Source organism: Exiguobacterium sp. B2(2022) (genome assembly GCF_028823655.1).
GTDB lineage: Bacteria > Bacillota > Bacilli > Exiguobacteriales > Exiguobacteriaceae > Exiguobacterium > Exiguobacterium aestuarii_A.
This window is the reverse complement of record NZ_JAPEHX010000039.1, coordinates 1-21,705: the sequence shown is the minus strand read 5'-3', so window position 1 is coordinate 21,705 and position 21,705 is coordinate 1. Positions and strand designations below refer to the sequence as shown.

Sequence of the window (21,705 nt, the reverse complement as noted above, 5' to 3'; positions counted from 1 at the left end):
CCTCTCTTAGTATATCGGATATGGTCGAAACGTTGTGAAGTGACATTTTGTTCAACTTTAGGCAAACTGAAGGTTGAGGAGGAATGTTTATGCAAATCGATCATACTGGAATCGCCGTCCGTGATTTAGACGAAGCGATCACATTTTATACAACTGTGCTTGGTGGAGAGCTGATTGACCGTTATACGAATACAGCCATTGGGGTGGAAACCGAGCTAGCTGTCATTCACATCGGTGAAGATGTCATCGAATTGTTGCGCCCAACAAGTAATACGAGCCCGATCGCGCGTTTCATGAAAACACGAGGAAAAGGCGTCCATCACATCGCATATCGTGTAGAAGATTTAGACATCGCCATCGCTACACACAAACAAAATGGCATCACTTTTTTAGAAGATACACTACGTACGACCGCAAAGGGTCGCCGTTTGATCTATATGGACCCACGTCATTCGGGCGGTGTCATCACCGAGCTTTGTGATTATCCTACGCAAAAGCAGTAAGAGACGTCGCTCTTACTGCTTCAACAAAGTATTTTCTATGATTTGACGGTTCTTTTCTTTTAGACGTTCGTTATGAGAAGAGACCATTGCCGTAGCGGTCGCATTCGGGTCAATATACGTTTTGGCCCGATTCACCGCATTCGCCGCATCTTGGAATGCCCCTGCAATCAAATGGACCTTCCCTTCATGCGTCAGAATATCACCTGCAGCATATAATCCCGGAACGGATGACTCACTCCCCGCGTTCCCTTTCACATAAAATCCATTGACCATTTCGACGTTCAATTCACTGTTCCGAAGGAGTTCCGCATCTTGTTCATACCCGTGATTGATGACGACCTCATCGACATCGACCACACTTGTTTCTCCCGTGTCAATCTGTGTTAACAGCACTTGCTGAATCGATTGCCCATCATGAGAAATCAAGTCCGTGACTTTTGACTGGGGGCAACAATCGACTCGACTTTCTTTAATCTTGTCGACTTGCGCTTCATGACCTCCGAGCTCTTCTTTTCGATAAACCAAAATGACTTGCTCCGCAATCGGCTCGAGTGCATTGGCCCAATCGACGGCACTATTTCCGCCACCTGAAATCAAGACGCGCTTCCTTTTAAACCGCTCCAGTGACTTGACCGTATAATGAAGGTTTGACAATTCAAATCGCTCTGCTCCGCTGATTTCAACCTTATGTGGTTTCAGAATGCCGCTCCCGGTCGCGACAATCACCGTTTTAGATACGTGATGACCATTCGACGTGTCGATCCCGAATAATCCATCCTGGCGTTTTGAAATCGACTCCACTTTCTCCCCTAGGATGACCGTCGGCGAAAAGGTGAGGCCTTGTTGGACGAGTTGATCGATCAGATTTGCTCCCGTCGTCGGAAGGAGCCCCCCTACATCCCACACCATTTTTTCTGGATAAACGTGCAGCTTTCCACCTAGTTGAGGTTGAAATTCGATTATTTTTGTTTTCATGCCTCGTAATCCACTATAAAAAGCAGCATATAACCCTGCCGGACCCCCACCGATAATCGTCACGTCGAATTGTTCTTCGCCCATCGTCGTATCCTTCCCTTCTATGTAGATGATCTATTCACCTTAAAAATGATAATCATTCTCATTAGATGATAACCCGTTTCTTTGGCTTTTACAAACTTTTTCCCAACACTATCCTCCTTTGGTTTTTCTTCATCGAAGGTCGGGTAAGGAAAGATGAATCAAAAGGAAGGATGTGCGCTATGGAGTGGATGGATCTTGCATTGATCATCGTGTCCTGTTTTTGGCTTGTGGAGACATGGAAATTTCGTAATCGTAAAGAGGCAACGGATGGTTCCGTCGAGCGAAAAAGCTTTTATTTCGTAGCGTCGACGATGATTGTCATGTTCTCTTTGTCTATCATCTATTCAATCTTTGTTGAGGCGCGTCCATCAATGGCTCAACGCATACTTGCTCTTTCGTTTTACATAGCGGGTGTATCATTACGGTATTGGGGAATTTTCCACCTTCGTCATCAATTCACCCGACACGTTGTCGTTCGTCCTCAAGACGAGCTCGTCAGCTCTGGCCCCTATCGTTTCTTACGCCATCCCTTATACACAGGATTATTATTCATTACGTTAGGCTTCTCATTGTATTTTCTTCATTGGGCAGTCGCTTTGATCGGTACCGGTCTTACGGCTCTTGCGTTACTATATCGGATTCGGATTGAGGAAGGGATGCTGACCCGTCACTTCGGTCAATCGTATGTATCATGGTCAAAGTCACGCAAACGATTATTTCCGTTTATCTATTAAAAAGGAGTCCGGTGATCCCGGACTCCTTGCTGTTTTATACGGAGTAACGACTGAGCAATCGGACGACAACAATCCCTGCGATGAACGCGATGACACTGAGTGCCCACATGAGACCTGTGGCCGGCACTCCTGGAAATACGACAGCGAGCGAACCCACTACCAATCCGATGATGACCGAAAACGTCATTCCTGGGAAATTCGCCAACAAATAGCGAATCACTTTACTACTAACAATAAAGCCGACCGCAACGCCTGCCCCAACAATTCCGATAATGAGCAAATTGAAGTTCGAGATGGCGCTGATCACTGTCGGATATACCCCAATCAGCAACAATACGAATGATCCGCTGATTCCAGGAAGTAACATCGCCATACTTCCTAACCACCCAGACAAGAACAAGAGGAGCGCTGTTCCAAAGGTAACGTCCGTAATGATAGACGAATCAACCGGATTGAGAAACGCCATGCTCGCTACGAGTACCGTTGCTACAATCATGGCAATCACATGAATGGGACGAATCGATGCACGTGACTTAAACTCTACAAAAAGTAACGGAATGATCCCTAAAATCAATCCGATAAAGAAGAATTGTGTCGGCGCATAATATTCGAGCAACAAATACTCGATAATCCGACTTAAGGCGATGATGGCTGTTCCCATCCCAATCGCTAGCGGGATTAAGAAACCAATATACTTTTTCCAATATCGGCTGAATACACCGCTGATTGCTTCAATCAATTGATCATAGATGCCTAAAATAACTGCGATGGTACCGCCGCTTACACCAGGAATCAAATCACTCGTTCCCATGGCCATTCCCCGCCAAATGTTCTTCCACTCCATAATGTATCTCCTTTACATATATCTTTCCTCAAGCACTTAGTATAGTCGAGAACGAGCGTTTGCGCATCCGCTTTTAGACCGAGAAAGGAGTCGAGCGTGTCTCTTTTTTCATATAGTCAAAACGAGATCCCGAAATCATCATTTCCTTTTCTTTGTGGAATCCGAGTCGCGTATACAACCGATGAGCCGCTTGATTGTCTTGATCCACGTTCAAGGTGACGGCCGGGACACCACGTTCTGCCGCGACAGTACAGATCTGTTCAATCAACTTCGTCCCGATGCCACGACCACCATACGCCTCTAGTACAGCGAGTGAATCGATGTATTGAACGAACCCTTCCGTCTCAACATCTAATTCCACTTTGCTCCCATGCGCCTTTAACCATTCCCGAATCGGGCGATCTAATGCTTCCGCCTCGTCCCCTCGATACGAAATGATCATTCCCGCCACTTCCCCTTCTACATCGGCGACCCATATATTTTCGTGGCTTAAACGATTCTTCGGTTTTTCCACCCACATCGCCAATCGCTCTAATACTTCATCGGTATTCGTTGACCCCGTCAACGTATACGCGATGTCATGAATTGCCTGATACATGAGCGGTGCGATTTGTGTACAGTCTTGCTTCGTTGCTTGTCGAATATTCATCATTGATCCCTCCATCACCTAGTCTAGCATAGGCAAACACATCGTTTGTTTGTCCACGCCCGTTTTGTGGCATGATATAGAGAGAAAGGGGCGAAATGAAATGAAAGCAATCATTACTGGAATGAACGGCACGGTAGCACCGGTTGTTGCCGAAGCGTTACAGCGTCATGGCATTGAGGGGATTGCATGGAATCGTGAGCAAGTGTCCACGACAGACGAGCAGGAGATGCGACAATTCATTGAAAGCATCCGCCCGGACTATTTTTTACATATCGGTATGGGACCGGTTGAATGGGCCGAGACGCTCGCTCGTTTATGTGGGGAGATGAAGATTCCGTTCTTGTTCACGAGTACAGTGTCGATTTTTTCAGATGATGTGACTGGACCGATTTCACCGGACACGGCGCCAGATGCTGAAGATGACTACGGAAAGTATAAACGTGACTGCGAACGAGCCATCGTTCGTGTCAACCCGGGTGCTCAGATTGTTCGTCTTGGATGGCAGATTGGGGATGAAGCCGGATCGAACAATATGATGGACTATTTTACGAGCGAGATGAAACAACGAGGGGTCATACAAGCGAGTGAGCATTGGTATCCATCTTGCTCATTTTTACCGGATACAGCGGAAGCTTTATTCGAAATCTTGACGAAACGCGGACCCGGCATCTATCAGCTAAACGGGAATGCGAACTATTCGCTTTATGACATTGCCGTCGGACTAAAAGAGCTTCATGACGCCGATTGGCAGATTGAATGCACGGATGAACCGAAACGGGATAACCGAATGATTGACCCGTCCGTCCCAATCCGTCCGATTTCAAAGCGTCTCAATTTGCAAACGAAATAAACCGCACTCCATACTAAACGCCTACTCCATCAAGAGTAGGCGTTTGCTTATTCGATTCATTTTACATCAGTCAAACGCAGTTTACTTTTCGGTAGACTCGGCATATCAACGAAGCTATAACTCAAATCTTGAGGAGGAACGGTATACGAGAACTCCTTCGTAAACAACTCAATGACTTGTTCTAGAATCGCAATCGTCACATGCTCCCCTGCACAACGATGTCCAAAATCCACGTCTCCTCCTCCTTGCGGGATAAAATTGAACGGACTCTCCTTCCAGTCCATAAAGCGAGCGGGATTAAATTGATCAGGTTCTACCCAAATCGAGGAGTCGTGGTTCGTTCCGTAAAGATCAAGGAGCGTCAGCGTTCCTTCCGTAAACGTATATCCGTCCCATTCAAAATCGGTTTTGACTCGAGCTGCCGCAACAGGAAAGAACGGATAGAAACGTCTCACTTCTTGGACAAAGGCCTTTTTCGACACCTGTCCTTGCTTTACTTGTTCTCTTTCTTTAGGGAATTGATAAAGCGCTAGAACCGTAAAAAGGACATAGACCGAGATGGCAACAGTCGGTCGTATAATGTTTAACACTTCGACAGCCACTACTTCTTCAGGCAACAACTCACCAGATTCATCTCGATGCCACGAGAACTCATAAAGTGCCGTCTGTTCATTCGGTAACAATCGATTTGACCGTACTTCTTTGACCATCTGTCGAATCCACGCTTCGGCCGAACTCCTTGCCTTCCGCCCTTGCAAATAAGTTGGACCTAACGAAGTACCCGATTCAAATAACAATCTCATTTCATCGGTCCGCTTCGCTACTTCGTCTCGTGCAAGCGGAACTCCCGCCCACTCACAGACGGCTTTCATCAATACCTGTTGTGCCTCGTCATATAAAACGATTTCTTCTCCAGCATGTCGAATCCGTCTCCATTCACGGTCCGTTAGCCGAAGCAGACGATCGATGTTTTCCTTCGTCATCAATGACATGAACATTCGCTTTCGGTGTGTATGGGCCGTCCCATTCAATGTTTGCACCCCATCTTCCCCGAATAGGGTTTTGAGAAGACGTTTCGGCGCGGCATCCTGACGTGTAAATTTGTCCGCATCATAGAACAAGGCAGCAGCGTCCTCTCCTCCGAGACAAATCACGCGTTCTCCGAGCAAACGCGTTTCAAAAATATTCGACTGAAAACTTTTACGTCGATTCGCCACAAATAAATATCCTTCCCGTAGAAAATCGACACTATGGTCGAGCCCTTCTTGCTTTGGAATGACTTTCCCCATCCTACTCACCCTTTCTCTTTTTTCGAACTATAAAGGATGTTCCCCCGTTGTTAGCGAACAAACCTAATATCGAAAGGAGCGAGTGACATGCTACCGTTCTTACTGACGTTACGCCGGATTGTCCGCGGAATTTGGCGCGGTCTCCGCGACCCCGAGTTTCAAGTGTTATTTAGCCTCGCCTTTCTTACCGTTCTGTCCGGTACGCTTTTTTACACACGGTTCGAGGCGATGCGTTGGTTGGACGCACTTTACTTCAGCGTCATCACATTGACGACCATCGGATATGGTGACTTCGCCCCTCAGACAGATATCGGCAAAATTTTCACAATCGGATATGTGTTAACGGGGGTCGGCATTATGGTCGGTTTCATCACAAAAGTATTTGACCACTTACAAAAAGCACGACTTGATGAATTGGAAGCAAAACAAAAGACGCCACCCTCTGATTCATGAGGATGGCGTCGATGCGTTTAAGATACCTTTCGATTCTCAATTTCAAGCTGTTGATTGAATCGTTTCGTTTCGGCAATGACAACGCCTGACAAGAACAAGAGACCAATCAAGTTCGGAATGGCCATCAAACCGTTGAAGACGTCGGATAGCGCCCATACCAAATTCAAATTGGTCGTCATGGCACCGAGACCGGCGACGAGCACGAAAGCAATCCGATATGGAAGAATCGACTTTTGCCCAAACAAGTAATGGATGGACCGTTCGCCGTAATACGACCAACCGAGAACGGTCGAGTAAGCGAATAGGACGAGACCGATCGTAACAATGTAGCCACCTGCCGGACCGAGGAACAATTCGAATGTGGCCGAAGTCAATTCGACCCCTTCTAGTCCTGTCCCGATTTGACCACCCATGACGAGTGTCAACCCTGTCACCGAACAGACGACAAGCGTGTCTAAGAAGACTTGTGTCATCGAGACGAGCGCTTGACGACCAGGCATATCTGTTTTCGCTGCCGCTGCAGCAATCGGAGCGGAACCAAGACCTGCTTCGTTTGAGAACACACCACGTGCGACCCCGTAACGAATAGCTGCCCCAATCGCGCCTCCACCGATGGCTTCTGCACTGAACGTACTGCTAAAGATCAGCGCGAATGCATCTGGAATAAGCGAGTAGTTCATAATCATGATCAATAGGCCGCTACCTAAATAAAAGGCGATCATGACAGGAACAAAATAGCTGACTACTTTTCCGATCGAACGCACGCCTCCAAGAATGACTGCCCCTGTAAAAATCATGATCAGAATACCAGATATGTAGAGTGGTACGTCAAATGTCGTTTTGAGCGCGAGTGCGACAGAGTTCGTTTGGACCCCATTCCCAATCCCGAACGCCGCAATCGAGGCAAATGCCGCAAATGCTACGGCTAACCAACGTTGATTCAATCCTCGTTCCAGATAGTACATCGGTCCACCAGCCATCTGACCGCGTTCATCGGTGACCCGATACTTAACAGCCAGAACAGCTTCCGCATATTTTGTTGCCATCCCAAAGAATCCGGACACCCACATCCATACGATGGCTCCTGGTCCTCCTAATACAACCGCTGTCGACACCCCGACGATATTCCCCGTACCGACGGTCGCCGCAAGCGCAGTCATGAGCGCCTGGAAGTGACTGATATCCCCTTTAGAGGATTGATCCTGGTTTTTCGAAAACGCCAATTTCAATGCATACGGTAATTTGGTGATTTGAATTCCCCCTAGACGCACCGTCAAGTAAATGCCTGTCCCCACAAGCAAAATTAAAAGCGGTGGTCCCCATACAAAATTGGATGCCGTACTCACCCATTCACTAAATGATTGCCCCATACAAAGTATCCCCTTTCCCCGAAAAATAGTGTACATCCCTATTTTTTCAGAATACTTAGAACAATGCAAAAGTATTGTGCTAAAACAACTGTTCGAAACGTACATCTGTATACAAACAGCGAGACGAATTCACTCGTCTCGCTGCGACTCAGGCTTCTCTCGTTGTAAAGGCGCTTTCCAATCAAATGTATCCGGTACATAATCGAGCCCACCTGGGTGAAACGGTTGGCAACGGATCAGTCGGCGAGCGGTTAAATAACTCCCTTTGACGGCCCCGTGTTTTTCAATTGCTTCGATCCCATAATGCGAACAGCTCGGATAAAATCGGCATGTCGGCGGCTTTAATGGTGAAATAAAACGTTGATAACCTTGAATCCCTTTTACTAGTACACGTTTCACACGATTTCGCCTCACTCTTTTGAATTAGTGCCATCATAGCGCGATTTGAAACGTTTGTCATGTGCATCGTTTTATGTATCAAATCCTTTTCCATCTCCTTACAAATGAGCAAGATGGGCGATATTCGAGAGCAGGTTTGTTATGATAGTCAACATAACTATTGACCGAATCGAAAAGAAGAGGTGACGGATGATGAAACAATTACTAATGGTCGGCGCAGGATCTATGAGTGAGGCACTCGTTCGAGGATGGATTGACTCTGGGATCGAACCGACAAACATCACGATGACGAACCGAAGCGACCGGGAACGATTGCTCGCACTACAAGACGAACTCGGCGTACACATCGTTGAAGAAGAAAATGTCAACGACTATGAGATCGTCGTATTAGCGATGCAACCGGACGGTGTCATTCCATACGTGGAGTCGAAAGAGTGGAACACCCCACTTCTTGTATCTGTCGCGGCACACATCGAACCGAGTCAATTAGAAGAAGCTTCAGGGCTTCCTGCCGTATGCGCGATGCCAAACACGCCTGTCGCATATCGGAGCGGGATGACAGGCTTATGGTTCGGTCCTGAAACAGATGAGACAGATCGTACAAAAGCGACTGCCCTCTTTGAACGTGTCGGTCGAACGGCCATCACGGATGCGAAGACGATGTCGGCATTCATGGCAGCCGCAGGTTGTAGCCCGGCTTTCTTCTATGAGATTGTCGGTGCGATGACACCGGTCTTGACCGACGTGGGATACGACGAAGCAACGGCTCGTCAAATTGTCGCCCAGGCGATGAAAGGCTCTGCAGAGTTGCTGTCACACGAAACACGCGAGACGAACGAACTCATTGCTGATGTCGCTGCTCCAGGTGGACCGACGGATCGTGGAGTCGGCGTGCTACGCGACCGCAACCTTGCCGATGTGATGTCTTCAGCCTTACGCGAAAGTGCCAAAGAAGATCATGAAACAATTGAGAAACCATAAAAATGGACGGAAGCCACGCTTCCGCCCATTTTTTACGTCGTCATCTGTATGACCGATACAATAAGTGCCACGATTAAAATTCCCGGCAATAAGTTGGCCACGCGAATTTTTGTGATCCCGACCAAGTTTAAGCCAATCGCCACGATCATCACACCACCGGTCGCAGTCATTTCTAAAATGAAGCTGTCCATGAGCGACTCCGGAATGAACTTCATGATTTGAATGGCGAGTAGTGCAATCCCACCCTGATACAATAACACCGGAACGGCCGAAAACATGACACCGATGCCGAGCGTCGAACTCAACACGAGGGCTGTAAATCCATCAATCAACCCTTTCGTATACAGGACGTCATGGTCGCCACGTAATCCACTATCGAGCGCCCCAATGATTGCCATCGCGCCGATGACGAAGATGAGCGTTGCCGTAACGAACCCTTCCGCTACACTCGATTGACTTCCAAGACGCCGCTCAAGCCGGTAGCCGATTTCATTCAATACTTCATCTAGCTTCCACCATTCCCCGAGCGCAGACCCGACGACAAGACTTCCGATGACAATCAAAAAGTTTTCACTTTTCATCCCCATTTGAATGCCGAGCAAGATGACCGCAAGCCCGATTGCTGCCGTCACCGTTTCTTTCATACGCTCTGGAATGCGGTGAAATAAGAGACCTAACAATGACCCGATGACGATTAATCCGGCATTGACGAGGGTTCCCGTTAGCACCATGTCGCATTCCCCGTTTCTATATGTATTGAGAGGAATATACCAATTGCTTTCGTGCCGTGTCAATATACAAAAAAAGAGCCACTTCTCGCAAGAAGTGGCTTCGCGGAAACCCATGTTCCGGTGGGTTTCTCGAGGGTTTGGCACCCAAGTGATTCTGACTGGGCTCGAACCAGCGACCTCTACCCTGTCAAGGTAGCGCTCTCCCAGCTGAGCTACAGAATCAGGTCGTGTCCTCTCTTAAGGACACTATTAATATATCAAGAAACTATTAAGTTGGCAACAACTTTTTTTATTTTTTTATAGATTTTTTTAACGCGTCATTTGTTGGCGATCAATATGCCGGCAGAGGCGTTCCAAATCACCCGCATAAACGGAGACGAGCATGTTCTGATATAAGGTATCACGGTCCCAATGAAGACCATTCGCTTTAGCCACACGCTGAGACGGAACGTTTTCTGGATGAATGAGTGAAATGATTTCCTTCTCTCCTTCAGTGAAGGCATACTGCATCAATCGCGCGGCCGCTTCACGTCCGTAACCCATATGCCAATGCTTCGGTGACAACCAATAGCCGACTTCTAGCTCGAGTTTACCGTCTAACTCATGAAGCAACGTACCTGCATGACCAATCGGTTCATCACTTTCGAACGTCATCAGCTTCAATAGTCCCGTCTGGCGTCCCGTTTCATAGCGGGCCAATTGACGTTCGAACCATTCGATTGTTTGTTCGTCTGTATACGGTCTCCCATCCGGACTGATGAAGCGCATCACCCGAGGATCTTGGAGAAGCGACTTAACAAAATAGAAATCAGAGATCGTGTACGGTTCAAACCGCAAACGTTCGGACTGCAACTCGACAAGATGCATCGTTTTCCGCCCCTTTCTTCCATCTCATAATCTGAATTATTCAATTCCCGTTTTCAGCTTGTTTCAATCCTTTACGATACAACTTTTAAACCGACCACACTGCCGATAATCATCATTAGATAAAAGATTCGCCAGCGGCTTTTAGACTCATTTAAATAGAGCATGCCTAGAATGACGCCACCTGCCGCTCCGATTCCGACCCAGATGGAGTAAGCCAAGCTTAACGGAATGTCTTCAAGCGACTTCGAGAGCCAATAAAAACTGAGCGCGAACGACAAAATCGATAAGATTGACCATTTCAAAATTTGATACCCTTTCGATTTCCCCATAAAGAAAACGGCTGTCATCTCAGCAATCCCTGCACCGATCAAATATACCCAACTCATGCTTCTTCTCCTCCTGTCACTTGTTTCAACCCGATGATTCCGATGATCAACGTCGTCACAAGTAAAAGTTTCCAGCCGCTGAGCGCCTCGTCAAAAAGAAGAGCACCGACAATCACCGTTCCAACCGCTCCGATTCCCGTGAAGACGGCATACCCTGTACCTGCAGGTAAAACCCGGAATGCTTTGGCGAGTAAGCCGAAACTGACAACCAAGAGTACAATCGTCCATAACGTCGGACCAAGAACGGTAAACCCTTCAGACAATTTCATCGTCGTTGCCCAAATGATTTCAAGCAATCCTGCGAACAAAAGAGAAATCCAGGCGACTTTTTCCTTATCCATTCCAACCCACACCTTTCTTGAAGATTCGGAAAGCGGCTTGTTGTCGCATCTCCCGCTCATCTTCAAATGTAAATAGAGACAATAAGGCACCATCTAGAAAGCAATAGTACGCAGCATAGAGCTCATCGAGTGGTTGCGATGGTAAGTCTCCACGCTCCATCGCGAGACGAAACTGTTCTTTTTCAAACCGCTTTAACTCCGTCTCTACCTTTCCGATGACTTCTTCAATATAGTCCCGAAATTCTGGGGGTGGTACGAGGAGCATCCGTTTCGTCAACATCCACGTCTCGTGATCGCTAAAGAATGACGTGAGCATCCGAACGATCGACTCAATCCGTTCTAAAGGTGGTCGTTCCTCGGTATCCTCACATGTCTGTCGCCATGCTTCTTCATAACGATTCGCCATATCGGTCACGACTTGCTTAAACAATTGTTCTTTCCCATCGATGTGAGCATACAAAGAAGCCTTTCGGATGCCAACGTCTTCGGCAACCGCCGCAAGTGATAATCCTTCATATCCTTCACGGGCAAACCGTGTCCGAGCGGATTGCATAATTTTCTCTTTTGTATTCACGCGTCTCACTCTCCTTCCTCCTCACTTTACCTAACGAACGGTAGGTAGTCAAGATTTGTGTTTGTCTTTTCGCTCATGATTCTCCACAATACAAGGTGAAAGAGGTGATGAAGAATGATTGATCAATTGAACGTATCGATTCCAACGGAGAAGGTCCGTGGTCAAAAACGGATCGTCCGCGTGTTTCGACCAGACTGGGTCAATGCCGACACCCCACTTCCTGTCCTTTATATGCATGATGGGCAAAATGTATTCTCAGGAAGCACGGCTACATATGGAGAAGGATGGGAAATTGACCGCTGCATCGATACACTCCAGCTTCCACTTATGGTCGTCGCCATTGCAAGTGCTCCGAACTGGTTAGATCGTTATGACGAGTATTCATATGAAGAAGATGAGATGTTATATCGCCGTATCGGACCAGAACTTGCGAAAACGCGCCCAACACTTGGTGGTCAAGGTCGTTTGTATACAGATTGGCTTATGAACGACTTAAAACCACGAATCGACAAAGAGTATGCGACAAATCCAGAAGATGTCGGCGTCATGGGGAGCTCGATGGGAGGTGTCATCTCTTTATATATGATGGCAACCTATCCTTCCATCAAAAGAGTCGGATCCCTCTCCACCGCTGCATGGGCGAATCTGAATCCATTGATCCAGGCTATTCAGGAAACCGATATCTTTGGAAAACTGTATATGGACATTGGAACGAATGAAGAGAGCGGACCGATCACAGCGAAGGATTACTTGTTCACGAATGCAAAACTGATTGAAGCCATCGCTAAAAAGGGTATCGCTTTCCGATATGAAGTGGAACCGGATGCGATTCATCACGAATCATCCTGGCGCCGCCGTTTACCTCACGCTCTTCGTTATTTGTACGACGTCACATGAAAAGAGCGAATTCCGAATTCCTTTTACGGAATTCGCTCTTTCGTTTAGATGACCCAGTTGCCGTCACGCATGATTGCTTCGCGCGTGCCGTCTTCCCGTTCACCATCGATATTCATTTCAGCTGACCCAATCATGAAGTCAACGTGTGTCATCGAGTCATTCGCGCCGTTCGCCGCGAGTTCTTCTTGCGACATCGAAGGACCACCTTCGAGACATGTCGAGTAGGCACGACCTAATGCCAAGTGGCATGATGCATTCTCGTCAAATAACGTGTTATAGAAGAGAAGACCTGAGTTTGAGATTGGCGAATCATCTGGAACGAGCGCCACTTCACCGATGCGGCGTGCTCCCTCATCCATGTTCAATAACTCATCAAGAGCCGCTTGTCCTTTTTTCGCTTCTGCCTTGACGACTTTCCCACCTTCAAACCAAAGCGTGAACTCGTCAATCAAGTTTCCGCTGTAGCTGAGTGGCTTCGTGCTCGACACGTGACCTTCCACAGAATCTTTATCCGCGAGCGTGAACACTTCTTCTGTCGGCATGTTCGCGATAAAGTCGATGCCATCGACGTTTGGACCGCCACCGCCAAGGAAGACGTGCTTTTTCGGAAGCCCGATTGTAAGTTCAGTGCCTGGTGCTTGGTAGTGCAACTTCGCGTACTTCTTCTCTGTCAGCAACTTCGCGCGGCTACGGAGTGATTGATCATGTGTATCCCATGCCGCGACCACATCTTCTTGATCCATACGTGTTGCTGCGAAAATCGCTTGCCATAAAGCTGCGACCGCATCTTCACGCCCCGGGAATACTTTTTCAGCCCACGCTTCTGACGCACCTGCAACGATTGACCAACTCACGTTGTCACTCATCACATATTGACGCCATTTCGCAAGTGCTTGTCCGGCTGCACGGTTCGCATCCGAGATGCGTGACGATTCGACACCATTCAAGGCATCTGGGTCATCACTGACGATGGACAAGAATGCCGTCTTCTCTTCAGCCAATTGTTCAAAGCGAGCCTTTAGCCAATCTGGAAACTCTTTGAACGAGTCTGCTGGTGCATCGAAATAACGAATCTTCGATGTCTCCTCATCGCTCCAATTGACGAATACTTGTTTCGCACCTGCCGCATACGCAGCTTTTACCACGTGACGGACAAGTGGTGCCTGACTGATATCGGCACGTACCTCTAGCTGTTGACCTGGTTGAATATTGACACCTTTTTTCACAGCTAGCTCTGCATAGCGTGCGAAATCTGCCTCTGTCGGCATAGAAATCATAGACATATGTATCGTTCCTCCTTTTCAGTTATCTTTATTTTCTTAAATTTCAGGAAAAGTTGCAACCGATGCGCAAAAACGGGCATATTAGTAGATGAAGAATGAAGGAGGAATCTACTATGGCAGATTGGAAATCAACCTACACACACTTTTTGAAACAAGCGAAAGAAGATATCCACGACCGAGAACAACTCGGCGACCTACTTGTCCAAGGTGAACGCGCCCTCGCAAAAGTGACCGTAGACGTGGCATCCAATGAAATCAGCAATATCGAGCGCGAAGAAGAACTGACGCTCTACTTCCAAATGAAACAAATGCTGAATATGTTGCGCGCGCTATACAATGATCAATTTGAAATGCAACCTGACAAACAAGAAGAGCTTGTCGCGGCAATTCTATATTTCGTCTCACCGTTCGATGCGATTCCGGATGATGTACCGCTCGGACTATTCGATGATGCTCAGGTGATCGATTATGTACATGAACAATTAGCGAGTGATATCGACCGATTCCATAACGAATTGTGACTTGAAATGAGGAACGAGTAGCAGTACGCTAGCAGAAGACTTACCAAAAGGAGGCGTAAGGCCTAGCCATTATCTATGTATGCTAAATCTCGAAAACGGGTTGCCCTTGAAACGGTACTGTTCATCATTGCCGGGACAATCCTTCAGTCTGTCTTTGTCAGTTTACTGCTCAAACCTAATGAAATCGGTTCGGGGGGAATCGTCGGAATCACGTTGATTACGAACGAACTATTCGGAACGCCAATCGGGATGACCCAGCTCGTGCTCAATATCCCACTCTTCATCTTAGGGTTAAAATACTTGGGACGTCGCTTTATTTTGATGACGGGAATTGTTGTCGTGCTCTCTTCTATCTTGATCGATAGTTTACCTGTCCTTATTCCGCCGACTCCACTTGACGATCCGCTCGTCGCTTCCGTATTCAGCGGAATCGTTTCGGGTCTTGGACTTGCTCTCCTCTTATTCGCAGGCGCTTCTACCGGCGGTCTCGATATTTTAGGGAAAGTCATTTATATGAACAACCGAAACTTGTCGTTACCTAAAATCTTTTTGACACAAGATATCATCGTTTATGTAATGGTCTTCATCGTCTTTGACATTAAAGCGGTCATGTATGCCCTTGTGTTAAGCTTTGTCCGGTCACGCACGTTACTCACGATTCACAAGTTCTTCTCCGCTCAAAAGCAATGTTTCATCATTTGTCAGAAGGCGGATGAAATCAACTTGGTCATTAAGCAGAACTTAAAACGTGGCGTCACCATCATGGATGCGACAGGCGGATATTCGAACGATTCGAAAAAAATGCTGTACGTCGTCGTCCAGAACAATGAAATCCCTCGACTTCGTCAGATTGTTTCCGAGATTGACTCTGAGGCATTTGTCACCGTATCAGAAATCGATTCCATCGTAGGGAACTTCAAAGAACACTCGTATACACTCTAATATTTACCTGTTCGACAACAATCTCGTATTGTTGTCGATTTTTTTGTGTAATCTTCGATCACCTGTTCCGATAATAAATAAGAGACCCCTATATATAAAGAAGGAGGTGCATGAGTTGTCAGTTCACTCGTTGCGCCAATACGTTCCGGCGATTCTCATCGGAACGTTTTTGACCGGACTTTTATTGTTATTTTTGACCCCTCATGATCTGCGAAACAGCACGTTGCTCATCTATTATCTCGTCATTTCAGGAGCAGCCATCTTATTTAGTGGAGTAGCAATTTTTAAACATAGAGGGATGAGAAGATTTATTCATGTTTTGATTACTGCGGGAAATGTGTGCTTCGCACTTTATTTACTAATGCACTATGATTCGACAGGTGCGAATACTCAATACCTCTTGTTTTTACAAAATTTCTTTTACTTAATCATGGCTCTGATTGTCATTACTCAATCCATTGAGATTCGCACGTTGAAATTACGTACGTTTGACTTGTTCGCCTTATTTAGTTTCTTTGTGATTGGTGCACTACATATATGGTTTTATTCCACACAAGACGTGTCACTCGTATCTCAGTTGAGTGGCTTTGAAGAGCAGATGCTCCTGATCAGCCTGTACATGATGCTATCCTTCTTGTATTTAAATCGCGTCGTCTCGGCTGGACAGCAATTCCGGATCCTTGTACTCGTCGGAATTTTAAGCTTCACGGTCGCCTCAATCGCGAACACGCTCTTTGTGTTTTCAGGCATCACACATGAACTAGTTCATCTCGTTCAAGTCAGTAGTATCCTTATGATTTCCATCAGTTATTGGGTCGAGGATATATCGGAAGACGCCCTTGCTTACGATTCCATTTTGGATTACATTCTGTACAGTATCGTCGTCATGCTATTTTTACTTGCTTCAGACCGCCTTCTCGGTACGTCTGTAACCGATTCGATGATTGCGAATGCCGTGCTTCTCTTGCTCATTCGCCAGTTCGTCGTTTCAAAACAGAACGCGCTCATCAGCCATCGTCTTCATTCAGTCAATACAGATTTAGAAGTGGCCGTGTCGACAAAGGCGCATGAACTCGAGATTCGTGAACAGCAATACCGCTCGCTTTTCGCCTATCATTCAGAACCAATTTTCTTATTCGATTTGCACGGCGAAGTGTTGTCGGTCAATGAGGCAGGAAGTTCGATTCTTGGATTGACGACGGACAAGTTACTTGGGTCAAATATCCTCGACATCATCGAATCGAAAGATCGTGCACCGTATACGATTATTCTTCAAGAGTTATCAAACGGTCGACCGAGAACGATTGATGTACGGATTATGACCGAAGAAGGCGAGACACGTGTTTGGCAACTCGTCAATGTTCCGATGATCATCGACGGGGAAGTCGAAGGTATTTACGCTATCGCGAAAGACATCACGCAAATGATCGAGCAGCAAGAACAAATTTTATACCAAGCCAAATTCGATAGTCTGACAGGGCTTCACAACCGTTACGCGCTACAAGAGCAAATTGAACGTTTGATCGAAGAAGGTCGCACGTTCACGCTCATGTTCTCTGACTTAGACGGCTTCAAAGAAATTAAAAACGACTGCGGACCGCACTCCTTCCAAACGAATATGCCGGACGTCTCGGTGGTGATGAATTTATTGTCGTCGCCGAGCACGGTGATGATGAAATGTTGACAGAACGCTTACGGCGTCTCGTCTATCGCCCACCTTATTATATGGCTGGGACACTGGTTGAAGTGCATGCCTCGATTGGAATCGTCCGCTTCCCAGAGCATGGTAAGAAATTGAAACACCTGCTCTCGAACGCCGATCTCGCCATGTATCGCGCAAAAGACAAAGGTCGTGACGAAACCGTCATGTTCGAACCAGAATTACGGGAAGACAAGGAAGAACGGAAAGTATTGATGGAAGGACTTGATACCGCACTTGAAAAAGGAGAGATTTCACTTTTCCTCCAACCTCAAGTCGATGCGTCTACGAAGGCAGTCATCGGAGCGGAGGCGCTCATGCGTTGGCAACATAACGGGACGTTCATTCCCCCGAGTCAATTCATTCCGATTGCTGAAGAAACCGGTCATATCCATGATTTAGGTCGCTGGATGATTCATGAGACGTTCCAACTGATTCACGTATTCGAACAAGGGGATATTCATTTGCCGAAGCTTTCGGTCAACTTGTCCGTTCGGCAATTGTTTGATGAGCATTTAATTGATTATTTGAATATGTTGTTCGAGCGATTCCCAATTGATCCGTCCCGACTCAATTTTGAATTAACCGAAACGGTCGCCGCTCACCATTCCGATCGCGTCTTGAATCGAATCCTAGAATTAAAGTCTCTCGGTATCAAACTTTCGATTGACGATTTTGGGACAGGTTATAGTTCGCTTGCCTATCTCGTTCGTTACCCAATCGATGAATTAAAAATCCCTCGTGAATTCACGATGCAACTTGAAGAGAATCGTGAATATCAGATGGTCACGACGACCATCGTCGCCATGGCACGACAACTTGGTATGGCACTCGTCGCCGAAGGTGTAGAAACTGAATATCAAGAGACGTTCCTTCGTAAAATTGGATGTGACTCTATGCAAGGCTATCGCTATGCAAAGCCGATGCCACTTGATGAGTTCGTCATTTATTACATGAAACACGCACGCTATGCAAAGCCGATGCCACTTGATGAGTTCGTCATTTATTACATGAAACACGCAACGCCTTGAACCGAATGATGTATCGGTTCAAGGCGTTTTTTCATTTCATCTCATATACTTTGACTTCACCAGGTTTTAAATCGACGTGGAGATTCCATTGTTCATCAAACGCATGTTCCGCATATGGCCACGAAGTTGGTGAATAGACCATCTCCGCAAAACGACTAGCGTTCCAATTTCGGCGACGTACACCATCAAGGGAAACCACGCCTCGTAACGACTCCCACATATTTGTGTTCGCTACAACGAGCAACGTATCGTTCGTCTCCGGACGTAACCACGCGAACCCGATAAACGGTGCAAATGGCTCGTCTAAAATAAGTGGTTCAAAATGGTTCGGATCAACGAGTACATCAAGCCAACGACGACGAATCTCTGCCACTTGATGCATCACTTCAATCATCTCATCTCGCTCCGGATGATCCCAATGGAACTGATACGCATCAAAGAATGCGAGTTTTCCGAAATACGGGTCGGTCGGGAAGAGTTGATACGCTTCTTCAGGACGGCAATCGAGTCCGGTATTCATCGGCTGCGTTTCATATAATTCAAGTCCAGAGTTTGTCATCGGGACACCATTCGGCATAAAACCGTTCAAGACTGTCAACAACCGACTTGCTTGTCGTCCCCCTTCTCGCGTCGCCAGTCGACGTGTATCCGCTGTTTCCCCTGCTGCGAATACTGGAAGTGGTAAAAAGCGTGAGTCGTATAAGAATTGATGGGTTTCATGCGTGTCGAATCGAGGTTCTTTATAAAAACCATATCCGATGATCATGTTATAACCGGCATCTTTCGCCGCCCAAGCTCCTGCTTCAATCAATTCTTCCGCAATAAAGCTAAAGTTCGAATCGAGTGAACGTGGTTTTGCTAGAATGCGCTGTGCCAAATCGACAGGAAGTGCATGTCCCATGTCGATTCGTGCGCCATCAATGCCATATTCGCGTTGATAGTGTGGAATGATATCAGCGAGCATCTCCCAGAGTGGTTCGTTGATGACATTTCCTCGGAATTGATTGGACTTGATTGAATCAAACAGAATATAAGGAGCGATATTCGCATCGTTCACATAAGGTGCCGCCGCAAGCGGATGGTCTAAGAAGAGACGGAAGTAAGTCACGTCCGACCAAGGTGGTTGTGGATCGTTGATACAGTCTGAAAAGGCAGGCGCTGTCGTCAATCCGAACTCTCGTTCAATCGTTGCGAGGACGTTTTCTTCTGGATGTTCGATCAAGAAAGCACGTACCCGCTCCCATTTTTCAGCATCAAGTAAGTTCGGAGCCATCGAGAACCGTCTTAAGTGTTGCCAGACATCTTCTGAGTTGTACACCATTGGTAAGAAAGCAAATTCTGGTTTTACATTCTCTCCAATCCCCGGCACAGATGGCGGATGATAATAATCGACTTCGGCCAGCGGAATCCAGTAGAACCACTCCGGATTTTCAAGAATGAGTCGGTTGTCTCGTGCACATGTCCGAGGGATGACATCGATGACGACACGAATCCCTACCATGTGACAAGCTTCCACAAATGCAGAAAACTCTTCTTCAACAGTCATTGCATCACCTGTCAACGTTTCCTTTAACTCTTCATCAATGGCAAAGAAATCTTGAACGGCATAAGGAGAGCCAAATTCACCTTTCTTGTTTTTATGGCTATGCTGAGAAATCGGTAACAGGAACAGGGTATCAATCCCCATATAAAGGAGATGTGGAATGAGTGCAAGCGTTTTCACAAATGTGCCTGTGTCTTTCATCCCTAGTGAGTTCTGCATCTCCACATAACCCGATCCATCATGATCCCAGGAAGTCGATGTACGAACTTGCATCGAATAGACAGAGGCACGCTTAATCCAATCGCCACCCGTCTGTAAATGACCATCTGCACTCGCGATGGACGTATGATATGCTCGATTTTCTACCGCATATGGAAGAATCGCTTTCTCTATTGTTTCTACTAAAAAATCATACGGATTTACACGCTCGACCCCGTCACGAATCGGTTCAGAAGGAAAACGCATGCGATTCCATAGACTCGGAATCTCGTATGTAAGGTTCGTACGCTGATCTTGTAACACCTGGTACAACTTGTGTAATGATGAATTCTCTGACATATTGACTCTCCTTAAGCTTCTAATGGTCTTCTGTTGTATAAAGTTCTTACACTAATTGATTATACATTTACCCGTTTTTTCCTTTTTCAAAAAAATATTTTCTGTCGATTTTTCCAAAATCATGTACGATGGAGTAGAAAGGAGGGTCACGATGTCACAACGAAAGTGGATTTTACTATGGATCAGTCTATCCGTGCTATCTATCTCGATCATCGGTATTTTTATTTTTCAATTGAGAGAGACGAATGAGCGGCTAGAAATCATACAAGATGAACAACTCGGCTCTTATGAGGCAATTGAAGATATCATGTATTATAATATTGAACGCGCAAACGCGATTCGTGGTTTACTCGCCTACGAAGATCGACATTTTTTAGAGATGTACTATAGCATGTCTCGGCAAGCTAGGGCATTGAAACAGTCCGTCATCGATGACCCGGACACACCGAGTTCCGTCCTCGATTTACTCGAGCGAGATGCCATATGGGAAAAAGAAGCCGATCGTGTACTTGTCATCTATGAAGAAGGTGACCTTGTTAAAGCAACAGCAGTAGCCGAGACGATGACGCAACTGCGACAGACTATCCTAGAAGATTTACGGTCGCTTAAACAGATGCAGTATAAAGATATTCAGAAAGAGTTGATTGCAGCAGAAAATCAAGTCTCATTCTTAACTCAAGTACTGTTTACCATCACATTCTTATTGATTGCAATCATCGTCATACTCACCTTTTTACTAGTGCGCATTAAACCTGAACATGAAACGATCGAATAGAAAAAGGAGTGTTTCAGACTGATGAACTGAACCCTGAATGATAGACACTTGATAAAAAGTGCTCATTCAGGGTTTTTTGCGTGCGATCGAATCGATATAATGAATCTATTCATTCAGACGGGGGAACGTATCCATGAGTAAAATCATCTTCAACGAACATCAGATCAGGCAGCTTGAGTTAAATCCGAACGTCGCGTCGGTCTCGGACCGGTCGATCCAGTACACGGGCGACTTTAAGGTGCGGGCCGTCCTTGAGAATCAGGAAGGGAAGGGTCCTTCCCAAATCTTCGAGGAGGCCGGTTTCGACCTGACGGTGATCGGGCGTGTGAAGGCGAAGTCTGCCTTGGAACGCTGGCGCAAAACCTATCAAACCCATGGCACAGAGGGATTGTTGACCGAACGTCGCGGGAAATCGAACGCAGGCGG

At 46.6% G+C, this 21,705-nt stretch carries 24 protein-coding genes, 1 tRNA gene and 1 pseudogene; 12 read left to right on the top strand and 14 right to left on the bottom strand.

Going from position 1 to position 21,705, the window contains the following annotated elements; translation table 11 throughout:
* Positions 1-89: 89 nt before the first annotated feature.
* Positions 90-503 (top strand): VOC family protein, encoded by a 414-nt coding sequence (locus ON063_RS09270; RefSeq protein ID WP_446719130.1) that lies wholly within the window; start codon positions 90-92, stop codon positions 501-503.
* A 12-nt stretch (positions 504-515) separates the two neighbouring features.
* On the opposite strand, the gene ON063_RS09265 is transcribed toward ON063_RS09270, so the two are convergent.
* Complete coding sequence (locus ON063_RS09265) at positions 516-1,562, bottom strand: NAD(P)/FAD-dependent oxidoreductase (protein ID WP_274664931.1); 1,047 nt, start codon at positions 1,560-1,562, stop codon at positions 516-518.
* Positions 1,563-1,741: 179 nt separating this feature from the next.
* On the opposite strand from ON063_RS09265, the gene ON063_RS09260 reads away from it, so the two are divergent.
* Complete coding sequence (locus ON063_RS09260) at positions 1,742-2,296, top strand: methyltransferase family protein (protein ID WP_214696868.1); 555 nt, start codon at positions 1,742-1,744, stop codon at positions 2,294-2,296.
* A 34-nt stretch (positions 2,297-2,330) separates the two neighbouring features.
* Here the strand turns inward: ON063_RS09260 and ON063_RS09255 are convergent, their stop codons facing one another.
* Both ON063_RS09255 and ON063_RS09250 read right to left on the bottom strand, forming a co-directional pair.
* Positions 2,331-3,140, bottom strand: coding sequence for a DUF368 domain-containing protein (locus ON063_RS09255; protein ID WP_074033017.1), 810 nt, complete (start codon positions 3,138-3,140; stop codon positions 2,331-2,333).
* Positions 3,141-3,213: 73 nt separating this feature from the next.
* On the bottom strand, positions 3,214-3,789 hold the full coding sequence (locus tag ON063_RS09250; protein WP_214785733.1) for a GNAT family N-acetyltransferase: 576 nt from the start codon (positions 3,787-3,789) through the stop codon (positions 3,214-3,216).
* A gap of 100 nt (positions 3,790-3,889) precedes the next feature.
* Here ON063_RS09250 and ON063_RS09245 point away from each other — a divergent pair, with 100 nt between their 5' ends.
* Positions 3,890-4,639: a sugar nucleotide-binding protein gene (locus ON063_RS09245; protein ID WP_274664930.1), complete on the top strand. Its 750-nt coding sequence runs from the start codon at positions 3,890-3,892 to the stop codon at positions 4,637-4,639.
* Positions 4,640-4,695: 56 nt separating this feature from the next.
* Here the strand turns inward: ON063_RS09245 and ON063_RS09240 are convergent, their stop codons facing one another.
* Entirely contained in the window at positions 4,696-5,928 is a 1,233-nt protein-coding gene (locus tag ON063_RS09240) for a cytochrome P450 (protein ID WP_274664929.1), read from the bottom strand.
* An 87-nt stretch (positions 5,929-6,015) separates the two neighbouring features.
* Here ON063_RS09240 and ON063_RS09235 point away from each other — a divergent pair, with 87 nt between their 5' ends.
* Positions 6,016-6,381: a potassium channel family protein gene (locus tag ON063_RS09235; RefSeq protein WP_015880779.1), complete on the top strand. Its 366-nt coding sequence runs from the start codon at positions 6,016-6,018 to the stop codon at positions 6,379-6,381.
* 17 nt (positions 6,382-6,398) lie between these two features.
* Here ON063_RS09235 and ON063_RS09230 read toward each other — a convergent pair whose 3' ends face one another.
* On the bottom strand, positions 6,399-7,751 hold the full coding sequence (locus ON063_RS09230; RefSeq protein WP_214747338.1) for an alanine/glycine:cation symporter family protein: 1,353 nt from the start codon (positions 7,749-7,751) through the stop codon (positions 6,399-6,401).
* 129 nt (positions 7,752-7,880) lie between these two features.
* A complete protein-coding gene (yidD, locus tag ON063_RS09225; RefSeq protein WP_074033011.1) occupies positions 7,881-8,150 on the bottom strand; it encodes a membrane protein insertion efficiency factor YidD in 270 nt (89 codons plus the stop codon).
* 192 nt (positions 8,151-8,342) lie between these two features.
* Between yidD and ON063_RS09220 the strand changes: the two genes are divergently transcribed.
* Positions 8,343-9,131: a pyrroline-5-carboxylate reductase family protein gene (locus ON063_RS09220; RefSeq protein WP_251125704.1), complete on the top strand. Its 789-nt coding sequence runs from the start codon at positions 8,343-8,345 to the stop codon at positions 9,129-9,131.
* Positions 9,132-9,163: 32 nt separating this feature from the next.
* Here ON063_RS09220 and ON063_RS09215 read toward each other — a convergent pair whose 3' ends face one another.
* The 6 genes from ON063_RS09215 to ON063_RS09190 all read right to left on the bottom strand — a co-directional run bounded on the left by ON063_RS09215 (position 9,164) and on the right by ON063_RS09190 (position 12,039).
* Positions 9,164-9,862, bottom strand: a complete 699-nt coding sequence (locus tag ON063_RS09215) for a DUF554 domain-containing protein (RefSeq protein ID WP_214785737.1) — start codon at positions 9,860-9,862, stop codon at positions 9,164-9,166.
* 149 nt (positions 9,863-10,011) lie between these two features.
* Positions 10,012-10,084 (bottom strand) — tRNA-Val (locus ON063_RS09210).
* Positions 10,085-10,171: 87 nt separating this feature from the next.
* On the bottom strand, positions 10,172-10,729 hold the full coding sequence (locus tag ON063_RS09205; protein WP_214696843.1) for a GNAT family N-acetyltransferase: 558 nt from the start codon (positions 10,727-10,729) through the stop codon (positions 10,172-10,174).
* A gap of 71 nt (positions 10,730-10,800) precedes the next feature.
* Positions 10,801-11,115 carry a DMT family transporter gene (locus ON063_RS09200; protein WP_074033008.1) on the bottom strand — a complete coding sequence of 105 codons (315 nt, stop codon included), beginning with the start codon at positions 11,113-11,115 and terminating at the stop codon, positions 10,801-10,803.
* On the bottom strand, positions 11,112-11,456 hold the full coding sequence (locus ON063_RS09195; RefSeq protein ID WP_214747352.1) for a DMT family transporter: 345 nt from the start codon (positions 11,454-11,456) through the stop codon (positions 11,112-11,114). Before ON063_RS09195 ends, ON063_RS09200 begins: the two co-directional genes overlap by 4 nt.
* A complete protein-coding gene (locus tag ON063_RS09190) occupies positions 11,449-12,039 on the bottom strand; it encodes a TetR/AcrR family transcriptional regulator (RefSeq protein WP_274664928.1) in 591 nt (196 codons plus the stop codon). The genes ON063_RS09195 and ON063_RS09190 overlap by 8 nt, the downstream gene beginning before the upstream one ends.
* A 105-nt stretch (positions 12,040-12,144) precedes the next feature.
* On the opposite strand from ON063_RS09190, the gene ON063_RS09185 reads away from it, so the two are divergent.
* Complete coding sequence (locus ON063_RS09185; RefSeq protein ID WP_274664927.1) at positions 12,145-12,927, top strand: alpha/beta hydrolase; 783 nt, start codon at positions 12,145-12,147, stop codon at positions 12,925-12,927.
* A gap of 44 nt (positions 12,928-12,971) precedes the next feature.
* Here the strand turns inward: ON063_RS09185 and ON063_RS09180 are convergent, their stop codons facing one another.
* Positions 12,972-14,210, bottom strand: coding sequence for an aminopeptidase (locus ON063_RS09180; protein WP_214785739.1), 1,239 nt, complete (start codon positions 14,208-14,210; stop codon positions 12,972-12,974).
* Positions 14,211-14,323: 113 nt separating this feature from the next.
* Here ON063_RS09180 and ON063_RS09175 point away from each other — a divergent pair, with 113 nt between their 5' ends.
* The 4 genes and pseudogenes from ON063_RS09175 (at position 14,324) to ON063_RS09160 (ending at position 18,403) form a co-directional block, all read left to right on the top strand.
* Complete coding sequence (locus tag ON063_RS09175; protein ID WP_074033005.1) at positions 14,324-14,731, top strand: YkvA family protein; 408 nt, start codon at positions 14,324-14,326, stop codon at positions 14,729-14,731.
* Between the two features lie 75 nt (positions 14,732-14,806).
* Positions 14,807-15,673, top strand: coding sequence for a YitT family protein (locus ON063_RS09170; RefSeq protein WP_214696834.1), 867 nt, complete (start codon positions 14,807-14,809; stop codon positions 15,671-15,673).
* 298 nt (positions 15,674-15,971) lie between these two features.
* Positions 15,972-17,585 (top strand): annotated as a pseudogene (locus ON063_RS14875) (diguanylate cyclase); the annotation flags it as partial.
* Positions 17,586-17,623: 38 nt separating this feature from the next.
* Positions 17,624-18,403, top strand: a complete 780-nt coding sequence (locus tag ON063_RS09160) for a putative bifunctional diguanylate cyclase/phosphodiesterase (protein ID WP_274664938.1) — start codon at positions 17,624-17,626, stop codon at positions 18,401-18,403.
* 31 nt (positions 18,404-18,434) lie between these two features.
* Here ON063_RS09160 and ON063_RS09155 read toward each other — a convergent pair whose 3' ends face one another.
* Positions 18,435-20,504, bottom strand: a complete 2,070-nt coding sequence (locus ON063_RS09155; RefSeq protein WP_274664926.1) for an alpha-amylase — start codon at positions 20,502-20,504, stop codon at positions 18,435-18,437.
* A gap of 151 nt (positions 20,505-20,655) precedes the next feature.
* Here ON063_RS09155 and ON063_RS09150 point away from each other — a divergent pair, with 151 nt between their 5' ends.
* Together ON063_RS09150 and ON063_RS09145 are read left to right on the top strand one after the other, a co-directional pair.
* Complete coding sequence (locus ON063_RS09150) at positions 20,656-21,279, top strand: hypothetical protein (RefSeq protein WP_274664925.1); 624 nt, start codon at positions 20,656-20,658, stop codon at positions 21,277-21,279.
* A gap of 133 nt (positions 21,280-21,412) precedes the next feature.
* Positions 21,413-21,705: helix-turn-helix domain-containing protein (locus ON063_RS09145; RefSeq protein ID WP_274664924.1), on the top strand; the 293-nt coding region annotated here is incomplete at its 3' end.

What these genes read in the sequence shown, in the direction of transcription:
- ON063_RS09250 (WP_214785733.1), bottom strand. Translation starts at nt 3,789, where the DNA reads ATGAATATTCGACAAGCAACGAAGCAAGACTGTACACAAATCGCACCG.
- ON063_RS09150 (WP_274664925.1), top strand. Translation starts at nt 20,656, where the DNA reads ATGTCACAACGAAAGTGGATTTTACTATGGATCAGTCTATCCGTGCTA.
- ON063_RS09175 (WP_074033005.1), top strand. Translation starts at nt 14,324, where the DNA reads ATGGCAGATTGGAAATCAACCTACACACACTTTTTGAAACAAGCGAAA.
- ON063_RS09185 (WP_274664927.1), top strand. Translation starts at nt 12,145, where the DNA reads ATGATTGATCAATTGAACGTATCGATTCCAACGGAGAAGGTCCGTGGT.
- ON063_RS09220 (WP_251125704.1), top strand. Translation starts at nt 8,343, where the DNA reads ATGAAACAATTACTAATGGTCGGCGCAGGATCTATGAGTGAGGCACTC.
- ON063_RS09170 (WP_214696834.1), top strand. Translation starts at nt 14,807, where the DNA reads ATGTATGCTAAATCTCGAAAACGGGTTGCCCTTGAAACGGTACTGTTC.
- ON063_RS09200 (WP_074033008.1), bottom strand. Translation starts at nt 11,115, where the DNA reads ATGAGTTGGGTATATTTGATCGGTGCAGGGATTGCTGAGATGACAGCC.
- ON063_RS09260 (WP_214696868.1), top strand. Translation starts at nt 1,742, where the DNA reads ATGGAGTGGATGGATCTTGCATTGATCATCGTGTCCTGTTTTTGGCTT.
- ON063_RS09255 (WP_074033017.1), bottom strand. Translation starts at nt 3,140, where the DNA reads ATGGAGTGGAAGAACATTTGGCGGGGAATGGCCATGGGAACGAGTGAT.
- ON063_RS09205 (WP_214696843.1), bottom strand. Translation starts at nt 10,729, where the DNA reads ATGCATCTTGTCGAGTTGCAGTCCGAACGTTTGCGGTTTGAACCGTAC.
- ON063_RS09230 (WP_214747338.1), bottom strand. Translation starts at nt 7,751, where the DNA reads ATGGGGCAATCATTTAGTGAATGGGTGAGTACGGCATCCAATTTTGTA.
- ON063_RS09215 (WP_214785737.1), bottom strand. Translation starts at nt 9,862, where the DNA reads ATGGTGCTAACGGGAACCCTCGTCAATGCCGGATTAATCGTCATCGGG.
- ON063_RS09155 (WP_274664926.1), bottom strand. Translation starts at nt 20,504, where the DNA reads ATGTCAGAGAATTCATCATTACACAAGTTGTACCAGGTGTTACAAGAT.
- ON063_RS09195 (WP_214747352.1), bottom strand. Translation starts at nt 11,456, where the DNA reads ATGGATAAGGAAAAAGTCGCCTGGATTTCTCTTTTGTTCGCAGGATTG.
- ON063_RS09245 (WP_274664930.1), top strand. Translation starts at nt 3,890, where the DNA reads ATGAAAGCAATCATTACTGGAATGAACGGCACGGTAGCACCGGTTGTT.
- ON063_RS09265 (WP_274664931.1), bottom strand. Translation starts at nt 1,562, where the DNA reads ATGGGCGAAGAACAATTCGACGTGACGATTATCGGTGGGGGTCCGGCA.
- ON063_RS09180 (WP_214785739.1), bottom strand. Translation starts at nt 14,210, where the DNA reads ATGTCTATGATTTCTATGCCGACAGAGGCAGATTTCGCACGCTATGCA.
- ON063_RS09240 (WP_274664929.1), bottom strand. Translation starts at nt 5,928, where the DNA reads ATGGGGAAAGTCATTCCAAAGCAAGAAGGGCTCGACCATAGTGTCGAT.
- ON063_RS09270 (WP_446719130.1), top strand. Translation starts at nt 90, where the DNA reads ATGCAAATCGATCATACTGGAATCGCCGTCCGTGATTTAGACGAAGCG.
- ON063_RS09235 (WP_015880779.1), top strand. Translation starts at nt 6,016, where the DNA reads ATGCTACCGTTCTTACTGACGTTACGCCGGATTGTCCGCGGAATTTGG.